The sequence below is a fragment of the Streptomyces sp. NPDC088197 genome (assembly GCF_044741185.1).
Lineage (GTDB): Bacteria > Actinomycetota > Actinomycetes > Streptomycetales > Streptomycetaceae > Actinacidiphila.
On sequence record NZ_JBIUSD010000018.1, the window covers coordinates 36,820 to 51,073 of the forward strand.

Annotated in this window: 12 protein-coding genes; 4 read left to right on the plus strand and 8 right to left on the minus strand. The window is 71.8% G+C overall.

Annotation, left to right across the window (positions count from 1 at the left end; all coding sequences use genetic code 11):
- Window positions 1-271: 271 nt before the first annotated feature.
- The gene (locus ACIOC1_RS30725; protein WP_355338381.1) at window positions 272-2,716 is read left to right on the plus strand and encodes a DNA topoisomerase IV subunit A; all 2,445 of its coding nucleotides are present in this window, start codon (window positions 272-274) and stop codon (window positions 2,714-2,716) included.
- A gap of 168 nt (window positions 2,717-2,884) precedes the next feature.
- Window positions 2,885-3,829, plus strand: a complete 945-nt coding sequence (locus ACIOC1_RS30730; protein WP_401857196.1) for a sucrase ferredoxin — start codon at window positions 2,885-2,887, stop codon at window positions 3,827-3,829.
- Between the two features lie 90 nt (window positions 3,830-3,919).
- On the opposite strand, the gene ACIOC1_RS30735 is transcribed toward ACIOC1_RS30730, so the two are convergent.
- The 3 genes from ACIOC1_RS30735 to ACIOC1_RS30745 form a co-directional block, all read right to left on the minus strand.
- On the minus strand, window positions 3,920-5,002 hold the full coding sequence (locus tag ACIOC1_RS30735; protein WP_355338375.1) for an ABC transporter substrate-binding protein: 1,083 nt from the start codon (window positions 5,000-5,002) through the stop codon (window positions 3,920-3,922).
- 71 nt (window positions 5,003-5,073) lie between these two features.
- Window positions 5,074-5,979 (minus strand): ABC transporter permease, encoded by a 906-nt coding sequence (locus tag ACIOC1_RS30740; RefSeq protein WP_401857199.1) that lies wholly within the window; start codon window positions 5,977-5,979, stop codon window positions 5,074-5,076.
- The gene (locus tag ACIOC1_RS30745; protein ID WP_401857201.1) at window positions 5,969-6,784 is read right to left on the minus strand and encodes an ABC transporter ATP-binding protein; all 816 of its coding nucleotides are present in this window, start codon (window positions 6,782-6,784) and stop codon (window positions 5,969-5,971) included. Before ACIOC1_RS30745 ends, ACIOC1_RS30740 begins: the two co-directional genes overlap by 11 nt.
- A 252-nt stretch (window positions 6,785-7,036) precedes the next feature.
- Between ACIOC1_RS30745 and ACIOC1_RS30750 the strand changes: the two genes are divergently transcribed.
- Both ACIOC1_RS30750 and ACIOC1_RS30755 read left to right on the plus strand, forming a co-directional pair.
- Window positions 7,037-8,719: a sensor histidine kinase gene (locus ACIOC1_RS30750; RefSeq protein ID WP_355338367.1), complete on the plus strand. Its 1,683-nt coding sequence runs from the start codon at window positions 7,037-7,039 to the stop codon at window positions 8,717-8,719.
- Complete coding sequence (locus ACIOC1_RS30755) at window positions 8,716-9,408, plus strand: response regulator (protein ID WP_355338364.1); 693 nt, start codon at window positions 8,716-8,718, stop codon at window positions 9,406-9,408. The genes ACIOC1_RS30750 and ACIOC1_RS30755 overlap by 4 nt, the downstream gene beginning before the upstream one ends.
- 7 nt (window positions 9,409-9,415) lie before the next feature.
- On the opposite strand, the gene ACIOC1_RS30760 is transcribed toward ACIOC1_RS30755, so the two are convergent.
- From ACIOC1_RS30760 to ACIOC1_RS30780, 5 genes are all read right to left on the minus strand, one after another.
- Window positions 9,416-11,137 (minus strand): cation acetate symporter, encoded by a 1,722-nt coding sequence (locus ACIOC1_RS30760; protein ID WP_355338361.1) that lies wholly within the window; start codon window positions 11,135-11,137, stop codon window positions 9,416-9,418.
- On the minus strand, window positions 11,134-11,631 hold the full coding sequence (locus ACIOC1_RS30765) for a DUF485 domain-containing protein (RefSeq protein WP_355338358.1): 498 nt from the start codon (window positions 11,629-11,631) through the stop codon (window positions 11,134-11,136). Before ACIOC1_RS30765 ends, ACIOC1_RS30760 begins: the two co-directional genes overlap by 4 nt.
- A 95-nt stretch (window positions 11,632-11,726) precedes the next feature.
- Window positions 11,727-12,392, minus strand: a complete 666-nt coding sequence (locus tag ACIOC1_RS30770; protein WP_401857302.1) for a response regulator — start codon at window positions 12,390-12,392, stop codon at window positions 11,727-11,729.
- 50 nt (window positions 12,393-12,442) lie between these two features.
- Window positions 12,443-13,597, minus strand: a complete 1,155-nt coding sequence (locus tag ACIOC1_RS30775) for a sensor histidine kinase (RefSeq protein WP_401857204.1) — start codon at window positions 13,595-13,597, stop codon at window positions 12,443-12,445.
- Window positions 13,594-14,073, minus strand: coding sequence for a DUF1453 domain-containing protein (locus tag ACIOC1_RS30780; RefSeq protein ID WP_355338349.1), 480 nt, complete (start codon window positions 14,071-14,073; stop codon window positions 13,594-13,596). The genes ACIOC1_RS30775 and ACIOC1_RS30780 overlap by 4 nt, the downstream gene beginning before the upstream one ends.
- Window positions 14,074-14,254: the final 181 nt, after the last annotated feature.

Below are 14,254 nucleotides of genomic sequence, written 5' to 3' on the forward strand. Positions count from 1 at the left end.
GTGAACGTGCCCGCCGCGTCGTGGGTGAACGTGCCGTCCACGGCACGCTCGTACCGGGTGGTGGTCCGCGATGTCGGTAGTGCGGTCCACAATGGTCGGCGTCCCACCCGAGCCTTGTGCCCGTCCGACCGCTCGACTGATCGCTCGTCCGATCGTCCGACCGTTCGTCCGACCGTTCGGCTGATCGCCCGTCCGATCGTCCGACCGGCCACCGCCCGACCGCCCGACCGATCGCCTGTCCGCCCGTCCAGATGAAGGAGCAGCCGCCGAGATGGCCCGCCGCACCGCGAAGACCCCGCCGCCCGACGATTTCGAGGAGCGCATCCTCGACATCGACGTCGTGGACGAGATGCAGGCCTCCTACCTCGAGTACGCCTACTCGGTGATCTACTCGCGGGCGCTTCCCGACGCCCGTGACGGGATGAAGCCGGTACACCGCCGCATCGTCTACCAGATGAACGAGATGGGGCTGCGGCCCGACCGCGGCTTCGTCAAGTGTGCCCGCGTGGTCGGCGAGGTGATGGGCAAGCTTCACCCGCACGGGGACGCGTCGATCTACGACGCCATGGTGCGGATGGCCCAGCCGTTCTCGCAGCGGCTCCCGCTGGTCGACGGACACGGCAACTTCGGCTCGCTGGACGACCTGCCCGCGGCGATGCGTTACACCGAGGCCCGGATGTCCGGCCCGGCCCAGCTCATGGTGGAGTCGATCGACGAGGACACCGTCGACTTCGCCCCCAACTACGACGGCCAGGAGCAGGAGCCCGCGGTCCTGCCGTCCGCGTACCCCAACCTGCTGGTCAACGGCGCCTCCGGGATCGCCGTCGGCATGGCCACCAACATGCCGCCGCACAATCTGGGCGAGGTCATCGCCGCCGCGCGCCACCTCATCAGGCACCCGAACGCCGACCTCGACACACTGATGCGCTTCGTGCCCGGCCCCGACCTGCCGACCGGCGGCCGGATCATCGGACTGACGGGCATCCGGGACGCGTACGAGTCGGGCCGGGGCACCTTCAAGATCCGCGCGACGGTCGCGGTGGACGACGTGACGCCGCGCCGCAAGGGCCTGGTCGTCACCGAACTGCCCTTCACGGTCGGCCCGGAGAAGGTGATCGCGAAGATCAAGGACATGGTCAACGCGAAGAAGCTCCAGGGCATCGCGGACGTCAAGGACCTCACCGACCGCGAGCACGGCCTGCGGCTGGTCATCGAGATCAAGAACGGCTTCAACCCCGAGGCCGTCCTGGAGCAGCTCTACAAGCTGACGCCGATGGAGGACTCCTTCGGCATCAACAACGTGTGCCTGGTGGACGGGCAGCCGCTCACCCTGGGCCTGCGCGAACTGCTCCAGGTGTACGTCGACCACCGCTTCGAGGTCGTCCGCCGCCGCAGCGAATTCCGCCGCACCAAGCGCCGCGACCGGCTGCACCTGGTGGACGGTCTGCTGGTGGCCCTCATCGACATCGACGAGGTCATCGCGATCATCCGGGCCAGCGACAACTCGTCGGCGGCCAAGGAAAGCCTGATGGAGCGCTTCGGGCTCTCCGAGATCCAGACGCAGTACATCCTGGACACCCCGCTGCGCCGCCTCACCCGCTTCGACCGGATCGAGCTGGAGTCCGAGCGCGACCGGCTGAACGCGGAGATCGCCGAGCTGACCCGGATCCTCGACTCGGACGCGGAGCTGCGCAAGCTGGTCTCGGCCGAACTGGCCGCGGTCGCCAAGCAGTACGGCACCGAGCGCCGTACGGTCCTGCTGGAGTCGGCGGGCGCGCCGCTGTCCTCGGTGCCGCTCGAAGTGGCCGACGACCCGTGCCGCGTGCTGCTCTCCTCGACCGGGCTGCTGGCCCGTACGACCAACGGCGAGGACTTCAGCGACGGCGGTGCCAAGCGCGCCAAGCACGATGTGATCGTCTCGGCGGTGCCGACCACGGCGCGCGCCGACATCGGCGCGGTGACGTCCGCCGGGCGGCTGCTGCGGCTGACCGTGATCGACCTGCCGATGCTGCCGGACACGGCCGGGGCGCCGTCGCTGGCGGGCGGCGCCGCGCTGTCGGAGTTCCTCACCCTGGAGGACGGCGAGCGGGTGCTGTGCCTGACCACGCTCGACGAGTCCTCGCCCGGCCTCGCGCTCGGCACCGAACAGGGCGTCGTCAAGCGCGTCGTGCCCGACTACCCGTCGAACAAGGACGACTTGGAGGTCATCGGCCTCAAGGACGGTGACCGGGTGGTCGGCGCGATGGAGCTGCGCACCGGTGAGGAGGACCTGGTCTTCATCACCGACGACGCGCAACTGCTGCGCTACCCGGCCGCGCAGGTACGCCCGCAGGGGCGGCCCGCGGGCGGCATGGCGGGCGTCAAGCTCGCCGACGGCGCCAAGGTGATCTCCTTCACCGCCGTCGATCCCGCCGTGGACGCGGTGGTGTTCACCGTCGCGCGGGCCGAGGGCACGCTGGACGACACGACCGAGGGCACCGCGAAGCTGACGCCGTTCGAGCAGTATCCGCGCAAGGGGCGCGCCACCGGCGGTGTGCGCTGCCAGCGGTTCCTGCGCGGTGAGGTCGGTCTCGCGCTGGCCTGGGCGGGTCCCGCGCCCGCCCGCGCCGCCACGCCCACCGGCACGCCCGCCGAGCTGCCGCCGAAGGACCCGCGCCGCGACGGCTCGGGTGTGCCGCTGGTCAAGCCGGTCGCGGTGGTGGCGGGACCGGTGTAGCGCCGGGCCGTACGCGGGCCGGTCGTACGGGCGCGTGCGACTTGTCGTACAGGGTGTCGTACGGCCGGTCGTACAGGCTGTCGTACAGGTCGCTGGATACGGGCGCGGTGGCGGGGGCCGCCGCGCCCCGGGAATCAGGGGCCGCCGGGAGGCAATAGGCTCAGCCGGGTGAGCACCTGCACCAGCGCCTCGGCGTCCCTCGCCGAACCGGTGGCCGCCACCGCGGCCACCGCACGGACGTGGCTGCTGATCGAGCAGCCGGGCCCGTGGGGGGCGAAGGCGCTGGGGGCGAGCCGGCTGGACCCGGCGACCGGCCGCCAACTGGAACGGCTCGCCGACGGCACCGGCACCCGCGTCGCCCTGATCCGCCGCCCCGGCAGGCACGCCGACCTGCACCTTCCGCGTCGGCACCGGGTCTACCTCGCGCACACCGCGCCGGGCGCCTCCTGGGTCCGTACCGCCGAGGTCGCCGACCCGGCGGAGCTGACCGCGCTGGACTTCACCGCGCTGGGCGCGGGCGCGCACAACGGATTCGGCGACGCGTACGACGGCGCGCCCCTCGCCCTGGTGTGCACCAACGGCAAGCGGGACCGCTGCTGCGCGGTGCGCGGCCGGCCGCTCGCCGCGGAGCTGACCGCCTCGGGCGGCAGCGAGGTCTGGGAGGTCACCCACCTCGGCGGACACCGTTTCGCGCCGACCATGCTCGTGCTGCCCTACGGCTACACGTACGGCCGGGTGGACGCGCACCACGCGAAGGACGTACTGGAGGCGGCGCGCTCCGGGCGAATGGTGCTGGACGGCTGCCGGGGCCGCTCGGCGTGGGACCGTCCCGGGCAGGCGGCGGATCTGGCCGTACGGGAGCTGACCGGTGAGGACCGTACGGCGGCCGTGGTCGTGGAAGCCGTGGAGCGTACGGCCCCGGTGCCTTCGGGCGACGGCGACGGCGCCTGGGCGGTGCGGGTGGCGCACGTCGACGGGCGGGTCTGGGAGGTGGCGGTGGCACAGGTCGCGTCGCTGCCGCCGCGCCCCGAGAGCTGCGGCGCGGCCCTCGGCACACCCGCCCGGATGGAGGTCACGGGGATCGAGCGGGTGGCCGGGGGCCGCGCGTCGTAGGGCTCTTCGCCGGGCGCTCATGGCGAGGCGCTGCGTGAGCAGGCGCTACATGAGCAGGCGTTATGTGAGCGGGCGCCAGATGACCGGGCGCTACTTGACGTTCTTGACGAACTCCGTGGTGTAGGTCTTCTCCAGGTCGACCTTCTTGCCCTTGAGGTTCGGGTTGAAGGACTTCAGGACCGCCTCCACGGTGGCCGGGCCGTCGGGGGGCATCACGCCGTCGGTGGTGAACATCGGCAGCGTGGCCTTGATGGAGTCGGCGTACAGCTTGGCGCCGCCCTGCGCGTAGTCGGAGGGCATCTTCGCGGCGATCTCCTCGGGGGTGTGCGTGGACATCCACTTGAGGGTCTTCACGAAGGCGTTGGCCAGCTTCTGCACGGTCTCCTTGTGGCCGTTCACCCAGTCGGTGTTCATGTAGAGGCTGGAGGACGGGTAGAGGCCGCCGAGCGCCTCCCGCGAGCCCTCGGGCGTGCGCATGTCGTACAGCACCTTGCCGATGCCCTTGTCGAGGATCTGCGCGACGGTCGGGTCGGTGGTCATACCGGCCTGGATGGAGCCCTGTTGGAGGGCGGCGATGAAGGTCTGGCCAGCGCCGACGGTGACGGGCGTGAAGTCGCTGACCTTGAGGCCGTTGTGCACCGCGAGGTACTTGGTGAGGAAGTCGGTGGACGAGCCGAGGCCGGTCACACCGAGCTTCTTGCCCTTGAAGTCCTTGGCGGAGGTGATGTCGCCCGCGGCCTTGGTGGAGACCACCTCGACCTCACCGGGGGCCTGTGCGAACTGCACGACGGACTCGATCATCTTGTTCTTGGTCTGGAGGTCGAGGGTGTGGTCGTAGAAGCCGACGGCGCCCTGCACGTCACCGGAGACCAGCGCCGTGGTGGCCTGCACACCGGCCGGTTCGCTCAGCAGCGTCACGTCGAGGCCCTCGGCCTGGAAGAAGCCGAGTCTCTGGGTGAGCATGGCGGGCATGTAGATGACCTTGTCCAGGCCGCCGACCATGATCTTGACCTTCTCGGCGTTCTTGGCCGCCGGGGCCGTGGAGCCCGCGTCCCCGGTGGAATCCGAGCCGGAGCCGGAGCCGGACGCGGCGTCGTTGGCACAGGCGGTGAGTGTGGTGAGGGCGAGGGCTCCGGCGAGGGCGAATGCCGGGAGCTTGGCGTACTGGCGCATGGTCACGTCCTTGTGAGAGCGGAGGGTGGGCGCGCGCGGGGGCGCGGGATTTCGGGGAGGGCGACCGCGGCTCAGCGTTCGGCGCCGGGCTGGGCGGGCTTCCAGCGGAAGAGCCGCTTCTCCAGGTAGGTCAGCAGGCCCTCGGCGATGAGGGCGACGACGGCGAGGATCACCATGGCCGCGTAGACACCGGCGGCGTTGAAGGTGCCCTGCGAGGCGGAGACCAGCAGGCCGATGCCCTTGGTCGCGCCGATGTACTCGCCGACGATCGCGCCGATCAGGGCGAAGCCGAAGCTGACGTGCAGGCTGGTGAAGATCCACGACGTGGCGGCAGGGATCACCACCTGGAGGGTGACGCGGCGGTTGCTCGCGCCGAGGACGCGGGCGTTGGCGACCAGATTGCGGTCGACCTCGCGGGCGCCCTGGAAGGCGTTGAAGAACACCGGGAAGAAGACCAGGACGACGGCGGAGGCCACCTTGGAGGCCGGGCCGAGGCCGAACCAGATGAGGAAGATCGGCGCCAGCACGATGCGCGGCATCGCGTTGAGCACCTTCACGTACGGGCCGAAGACGTCCGAGAGGAAGGGGATCCGGCCGAGCGCGATGCCCAGCACCACACCGCCGGCGACGCCGATGACCCAGCCGTACAGCGCCTCGTAGAGCGTGTACCAGATCTGCTCGCCCAGGGGGCCCTGCGGTGTGCCGTGCATCGTCCACTGCCGGATCTGGTCCCAGATCTTGGACGGCATGGAGAAGTTGAACGGGTCGATGACCCCGGTGCGGGCCGACCACTCCCACAGGCCGAGCACGAGGACGAGGACGGCGAGGCGGCTGGCGTACACCAGGAGGGTGCGGTTGCGGACGGCGCGGGCGCGGGCCTCGGTGCGCTGGGTGCCGGTGCCGGGCCCGGCCGGGACGGCGTCCTCGGGGGTGGCCCCGGTCCGGGGGGCGGCCGGGGCTGCGGACTCAGACGGCATGTCCGACGCTCCTCTCGCGGGTGATGCGGACCTCTTCGCCCAGCGACGACCAGATCTCGCGGTAGATCTCCACGAAGCGCGGCTGGAGCCTGACCTCCTCGACCTTGCGGGGCCGCGGCAGGTCGATCGTGAAGACCTCCTTGACGGTGGCGGGCCCCGCGGTCATCACGACGACCTTGTCGGCCAGTGCGATGGACTCCTCCAGGTCGTGGGTGACGAACACCACCGAGGACCCGGTACCGGACCACAGCTCCAGGAGTTCGTCGGACATCAGGGCCCTGGTCTGCACGTCGAGCGCGGAGAACGGCTCGTCCATCAGCAGGATGTCGGGGTCGTTGACGAAGGTCGCGGCGAGCGCGACGCGCTTGCGCTGGCCGCCGGAGAGCTGGTGCGGATAGCGGTCCTCGAAGGCGGTCAGGCCCACGCGGGCCAGCCAGTCGCGGGCCCGCTCCTTGGCCTCGGACTTGCCGACACCGCGGAAGCGCGGTCCGGCCATGACGTTGGACAGCACGGTCCGCCAGGGGAAGACGGCGTCCTGCTGGAAGACGAAGCCGACGCCGGGGTTGATGCCGTTCACGGCCTCTCCCGAGACCAGCACCTCGCCTTCCGTGGGCTCCTCCAGGCCGCTGACCAGGGTCAGCGTCGTCGATTTGCCGCAGCCGGTCGGTCCGACGACCGCGACGAACTCACCGCGTTCCACGGTCAGGTCCAGGTCTCTCACGGCGGTGTGCAGGGCGCCGGACGGGGTCCTGAACGCCTTGCTCGCCCCCCGCAGCTCGATGGCGGGGCTCGTTTCGCTGCTCATGGCGGTGGAGGCTAGGAGCGACCACCGCGGCGGCGGCAGTCTTGTGGGCGCAAGGAGCCTTCTGCGCGCAAGCCGGTCTTCTGCTCGTTTTGCTCGCCCGCGCACAACGAAAGCGAAACGGAGTCTGCCCATCCGGCTCTGCGGGGTTTACCTTGCGTTGACGACAGGGCTGTCGACGTACGCGTGGGGTGGGGACGCGGGTCGGCCGCCGCGACTGTCGGCGGACCGGTTGGAATGCGGAGGAGCCCCACGATGCGGATCGGATGGCCGCGCCGTGTCTCGGCGCAGGTCCTGTTGGTGCAACTGGCGATCACGGCGGGCGTCACGGCGCTCGCCACCGGACTCTTCCTGGCGCCGCTCAGCCACCAGCTCGACGAAGAGGCGATGCACAGGGCGCTGGCCATCGCGGAGACCGTGGCCGTCGATCCCGAGGTCGCGCGGGCCGTGGTCTCGTCCCGGCCGACGCCGGACGGCCCGGTGCAGGCGGAGGCGGAACGGGTCAGGATCGCCACGAAGGCCCTCTACATCGTGGTGATGGACACCCACGGCATCCGGTGGTCGCACACCGACCCCAAGCGGATCGGCGAACCCGTCTCGACCGATCCCAGTGTGGCGCTGGCCGGTGACGAGATCATGCAGATCGACCGCGGCACGCTGGGGCGCAGCACCCGCGGCAAGGTGCCGCTGTACGACTCCTCCCACCGGATCGTGGGCGCGGTGTCGGTGGGCATCAGGTACGACGGCATCCTCAACCGGGCGATCGGCCTGGTGCCGGGTCTGCTGATGTACGCGGGCGCGGCGCTGGGCGTGGGCGTGCTGGCGGCGGTGTGGGGTTCGCGGCGGTTGCAGCGGGCGACGCACGGGCTGGCCTTCGCCGACATATCGGCGCTGCTCGACGAGCGGGAGGCGATGCTGCACGGCGTCCGCGAGGGCGTGGTCGCACTGGACCGGCAGGGGCGGGTGCGGCTGGTCAACGACGAGGCGCAGCGGCTGCTCGGGCTCGACGGCGCCGGTGACGGCGCGGCCACCGGGCGGCCGCTGGACGAGCTGCTGCCGCCTGGCCGTACGACGGACGTGCTGGCGGGGCGGGTCGAGGGCGCGGATCTGCTGACGGTCAGCGGCGGGCGGGTACTGGTCGCCAACCGGATGCCGACCGGTGACGGCGGGGCCGTGGTGACGCTGCGGGACCGTACGGAGCTGGAGCTGCTCGGCCGCGAACTGGACTCCACCCACGGGCTGCTGGACGCGCTGCGCGCCCAGGACCACGAGCACGCCAACCGGCTGCACACCGTGCTGGGACTGCTGGAACTGGGCCTGCACGAGGAGGCGGTGGGCTATGTCGCGGAGGTCGCCGACACCCATCGGGCGTCGGCCGAGGTGATCGCGGACCGGGTGCACGATCCGCTGGTGTCGGCGCTGCTGGTCGGCAAGGCCGCCATCGCGGCGGAGCGCGGGGTGTCGTTGCGGGTCGCGCAGAGCACGCTGCTGCCCGACCGGGTGGTGGACCCGCGCGATCTGGTGACGGTGCTGGGCAATCTCATCGACAACGCGCTGGACGCCGCCGCCGGGCACCGCGTGTCCCCGGCGATGTCCGCCGCGCCTTTCGTGGAGGTCGAACTGCGCGCGGAGGACGACACGACCCTGCTGCTGCGGGTGTCGGACACGGGGCCGGGAGTGCCGCCGGAGGCGCGCGAACTGATCTTCACCGAGGGCTGGTCGACGAAGGAACGTCCGCCGCACCGGGGGCGCGGCCTGGGCCTCGCGCTGGTGCGCAGGCTCGCCGAGCGGTACGGGGGTCTGGCGCGGGTGACGGCGCGGGCGGGCGGTGGCGCGGTGTTCACGGTGGTGCTGCCCGAGGCGCTGGCCGAAGGAGTGCTGGCCGGTGGGGCGCTGGCCGGAGGAGTGCTTTCCGCGGCTGGGGAGGCGGCGCGATGATCGACGTACTGGTGGTGGACGACGACTTCCGGGTGGCGGAGATCAACTCGGCCTATGTGGGCAAGGTGCCGGGCTTCCGGGTGGCCGGGCGGGCCCACACCGCGGCGCACGCGCTGTCGGTGCTGGAGCGCACCCGGATCGACCTGGTGCTGCTCGACCACTATCTGCCGGACGAGACGGGTCTGACGCTGGTCCGCCGGATGCGGCAGCACGGGCACCACGCGGACGTGATCATGGTGACGGCGGCGCGTGATGTCGCCACCGTGCAGGCGGCGATGCGGCTCGGCGCGTTGCAGTACCTGGTGAAGCCGTTCAGCTTCGCCGGTCTGCGGGCCAAGCTGGACGGTTACGCGGCGCTGCGCCGCACCCTGGAGGGGGTGGGCGGGCGCGGCGAGGCCGGGCAGGAGCAGGTCGACCGGATCTTCGGCGCCCTGCGTACGGCGGGCGCGTCCTCGGCCGAACTGCCCAAGGGGCACTCCGCGCCGACCGCCGACCTGATCCGCCGCGTCCTGCACGAGGCGGGCCGCCCGCTGTCCGCCCACGAGGTCGCCGAACGCGCCGGGCTCAGCCGCTCCACCGCCCAGCGCTACCTGAAGTACCTGGAGCAGGCGGGGCGGTTGAGCCTCACCCTCAAATACGGCGACACGGGCCGTCCCGAACACCGCTACGCCTGGGCCGCCACCGGCTGAACCGCCGTTACGCGGCCCCGGCGCCGGTGAGCGAACGCACCTCCGTCTCCGCGTACTTCCCCGCGTCCGCCTCCTCCGGCGACAGCAGGGTGCCGAGCCAGCCCGCGAGGAAGCCGAGCGGGATGGAGATCAGGCCCGGGTTCTCCAGCGGGAAGAGGTGGAAGTCGACGCCGGGGAAGAGCGCGTCGGGCCTGCCGGAGATGACGGGCGAGAACACCACCAGGAGCAGGGCCGGTACGAGGCCGCCGTAGATCGACCAGACCGCGCCGCGAGTGGTGAACCGGTGCCAGAACAGGGAGTAGAGCAGGGCGGGCAGATTCGCGGACGCGGCGACGGCGAAGGCGAGGCCGACCAGGAAGGCGATGTTCTGGTCCTGCGCGAAGAGGCTGAGCCCGATCGCGACGGCGCCGATCCCGACGGCCGCGAATCTGGCCACCCGCACCTCGTCCTCCTCCATCGCCCCTTCCTCCACCGCGTCGGCGGTGACCCGCGCGGTGCCGGGGGCCGCGGCCTCGCGCTTGGCGCGCCTGTTCTGCCGTGCCTGCGTTTCCGCGACGGGGCGGCGGCGCAGCGTGGCGTAGAGGTCGTGGGCCACGGAGGCCGACGACGCCAGGGTGATGCCCGCCACCACGGCCAGGATCGTCGCGAAGGCCACCGCGCCGACCACCGCGAACAGCACGGTGCCCCCTGTCGTCCCCTCCCCGCCGCCCAGGATCTCGGCGAGCAGCGGCACCGCGGTGTTGCCCGCGGCGTTGGACGAGCGGACGGTGTCGGTGCCGACGACCGCCGCCGCTCCGAAACCGAGCACGATCGTCATCAGGTAGAAGGCGCCGATCAGCCCGATCGCCCAGACCACCGACCGCCGCGCGGAGCGTGCCGTGGGCACCGTGTAGAAGCGGGACAGGATGTGCGGCAGGCCCGCCGTCCCGAGCACCAGCGCCAGGCCGAGGCTGATGAAGTCCAGCTTCGACGCCCAACTCCCGCCGTATTTCAGCCCGGGAGCCAGGAAGGCGTTGCCGTGCCCGCTGCCCGCCGCGGCGGCGTGCAGCAGACTCCCCGGATTGCCGTGGAAGCGGACCAGGACCATCACGGTGAGCGTCACCGTGCCGCCGATCAGCAGCACCGTCTTGACGATCTGGATCCACGTCGTCGCCCGCATCCCGCCGAAGGACACGTAGAACACCATCAGCGCGCCGACCCCGACCACCGTCCAGGTGCGCGCCGCGCCGTGCCCGCCGAGCAGCAGCCCGACCAGGCTCCCGGCGCCGACCATCTGCGCCACCAGGTACAGGATCGACACCACCACCGACGACGTGCCCGCCGCGATCCGCACCGGCCGCTGTCTCATCCGCGCGGAGAGCACATCGGCGAGTGTGTACCGCCCGCAGTTGCGCACCAACTCGGCGACCAGCATGAGGACCACGAGCCACGCGACGAAGAACCCGACCGAGTACAGCAGGCCGTCGTACCCGAAGAGCGCGATGAGCCCGGAGATGCCGAGAAAGGACGCCGCCGACATGTAGTCGCCCGCGATGGCCAGGCCGTTCTCCATCGGGGTGAACAACCGTCCCCCGGCGAAGAACTCCACCGACGAGCTCCGCCGCCGTCCCGCCCACGCCGTGATCGCCAGCGTCACCGACACGAAGATCGTGAACAGCACGATCGCGAGGCCCTGATGCTCCCCGGCCGAATCCGCCAGATACCCGCCATTGAACCGACCGCTGTTCAACGCACCCGCTCCTGCCCGGTCCTGGTCGCCAGCGTCCAGCGCAGATCGAGCGCCGCCCGGTCCCTGCGCAGCCGCGCGTGCCGGGCGTAGGCCCACGTCAGCAGGAACGTCGTGGCGAACTGCGCCAGCCCCGCCACCATCGCCACATTCACGTCACCCGCGACCTGATGTCCCATCAGGCCCGGTGCCGTGGTGGCCGCCACCACGTACAGCAGGTACCAGGCCAGGAAGCCCGCCACCACCGGGAAGGTGAAGCTCCGGTACCGGTCGCGCACCTCCTGGAACGCCGCGCTGCCCTGCACCTCCAGATACACCGCCGACCGGTCCACCGGCCGTCCGTCCTGGCCCGCCTGCGGTGTGCCCTCGGGCCGGGTCCGCCCCGGCGCGGGGTCGGGGGCCGTCTGATCCGGGACCCAGAGACCGGCGTCCGCCGCGTCCTGCCACGGGTCGTTCACCCGCAGCGCCCCGGGGTCGCCCCCGTCGTGCTTGTCCACCGAACACTCCTCGTTCCATCGGCCGATCGGCCGATGTGCCCAATCATGGACAGAGCGGGAAGATCCAGAACGAACAAGTAGAAACCTTCACCCCATCAGGTGATGCCGTGCCGGTAGGCATATCCGACCGCCTGTGCGCGGTCCCGCGCCCCGGTTTTGGCGAACAGGTTGTTGATGTGCGTCTTCACCGTCGCCATGCTCACGTGCAGCCGCGCGGCGATCTCGGCGTTGGACAGCCCTTCGGCCACCAGGGCCAGCACTTCCGCCTCCCGGGCCGTCAGCCCGTCCGGCAACTCCCCCCGTCCCGCCGCCCCTTGGCCCGGCTCTCCCGCCCCGCCCGGTCCGCCCGGTCCGCCCGGTCCGCTCCCCCGTCCCTCCGGCCGCCGCTCGGGGCCCGCCCCGGTCAGCGCGTCCAGCATCCTGCCCTGCACCGCGGGCGACAGCCCCGCCCGCCCGGCCGTCACCTCCGCGATGGCCCGCGCGATCTCCTCCCCTCCCGCGTCCTTGGTCAGATATCCCCGCGCCCCCGCCCGCAGCGCGGGAAAGAGCGAGCCGTCGTCCGCGAACGTCGTCAGCACCACCACCTGCGTCCCCGGATACCGCGACCTGATCCGCCGCGTGGCCTCCACCCCGTCGCAGCGCGGCATCCGCAGGTCCATCAGCACCACCTCCGGCCGGTGTTCCCCCACCAGCCGTACCGCCTCCTCCCCGTCGGCCGCCGCTCCCACCACCTCGATGTCGGGCAGCAGCCCCAGCAGCATCACAATTCCCTCACGCACCACTGTCTGGTCGTCCGCGACCACCACCCGCGTCACGCAGGCACCCGCAAGCGCACCACGAAGCCCTCCTCGGCCGGTCCGGCGTCGAGCGCGCCGCCCAGCAGCTCCGCGCGCTCCCGCATCCCCAGAAGACCGTAGCCCGATCCGGATGCCCTCAAAGAGTTATCCACAGGCGTCCTGCTCCCGAAGTCCCGGAACTCCAGCTCCACCTCCTCGCTCCGGTACTCCAGCCGCAGCGCGACCTTCGCCCCCGGCGCGTGCTTGCGCACATTCGTCATCGCCTCCTGTGCCACCCGCCGCACCGCCAACCCCGCCTCCGCTGGCAGATACCGCGCCTCCCCTTCCACTTCCAGGTCCGCCCCCTCCGAGGCGACCAGCTCCCGCAGGAAGTCCTCCACCGGTGCCATCTCCCCGCGCAGCGCCGACAGCGCCTGCCGGGTCTCGGCCAGCCCCTCCCGCGCCATCTGCCGAGCCGCGATCACCCGTCCCAGCACCACATCCCGCTCGACGCCCCGCTCGATCAGCAGCCGCGTCGCCTCCAGGTGCACCGTCTGCGCCGACAGGCTGTGCGCCAGCACATCGTGGATCTCCCGTGCGATCCGGGCCCGCTCCGCCAACGCCGCCGACTCGGCCTCCGCCGCCCGCGCCGCCCGCTCCTGGACCAGCAGCCGCTGCGTGTTCCCCCGCGCCTCGGCGTCCAGCCGCACGACGTACCCGATCAACCCCAGCCCCGCCACCGTCAGCGACGTGACCAGCCAGCCGCCGGAGTCGCCGACCAGTGCGTAGGCGGCCAGCGCCGTACCGGTGAGGGGCGCCGCCGCGGCCAGCGGCAGCCGCTCCATCCCGAGCACCGCGCAGCCGCACCACAGCAGCGTCGCGGGCACATCGGCGCCCGCCGCGTGCAGCCCGAAGGCGGCGCCCAGCATCAGTGCGATCAGTGCGACGGACGGCGCCGCCCGGTGCTCGAGCGTGAACCGGAAGAACGCCCACACCGCGACAGCCGCCGCTGCCAGCCCCAGCACGGACGCCGCGGTCAGCCACCCGTTGAGATCCGTGCGGGCCAGGATCCCCCATAGCGCCGCGGCGGCGAAGAGCAGCCGCACTCCCCGGCCGAACGCCCGCCGCGCGGACGACCGGTTCTCGCGGGACAGCGCCTCCTTCGAAGGCCAGGACGTCCAACCGCTCATGAGGCCGTACGGTACGACGGCGCCACGCTCTGGGCCCGCCAGGCGAGCACCCCGGCGCGTATCAGCAGCGTGGCCGCGAGCGCTATCAGGAACGAGCCGCTGTCCTGGTGGACCCCCATCGCCGTACCCACCCCGTACAGCCCGATCCGCACCGCGACCCCCGCCGCCCAGACCGCGACGGTGACCTTCCCTCCCTGCGCCCAGACCGTCCCGTCCCTCTCGGTCCACAACCGCGTGGTCCACGCCCATGCCAACCCCATCCCCACAGCGACCACCAACTCAACGGCCAGCAGCGCGACCGCCGTCTGCCGGTGCTCCGGGTCGATCAGCCCGTGCTGCCGCAGCGCCATGAACACCAGCACCGCCGGTATCAGCCACCACCGCCGGCCGCCCGTGACCTTCCTCGGCCGCAGCTGGCGGGTGACCACCACACCGATGACCGCCACGATCACCAGCGCATCGATCAGACCGGACATGACGGACGCCTCCGTAAAGCGACTCCCACGAGGCCGGCGGGTTCGCCGACATCTCAGAATCTACGGAAACCCCCAGCTCAGCGGATCAAACCGGGGGTTGAATCTCCCTCTCCACCCCCGGGTGGAGCCCCCTCCACCAACGCCCCCGTGCTGTGGGCGAACGCACCGGTCCGGCACCGGT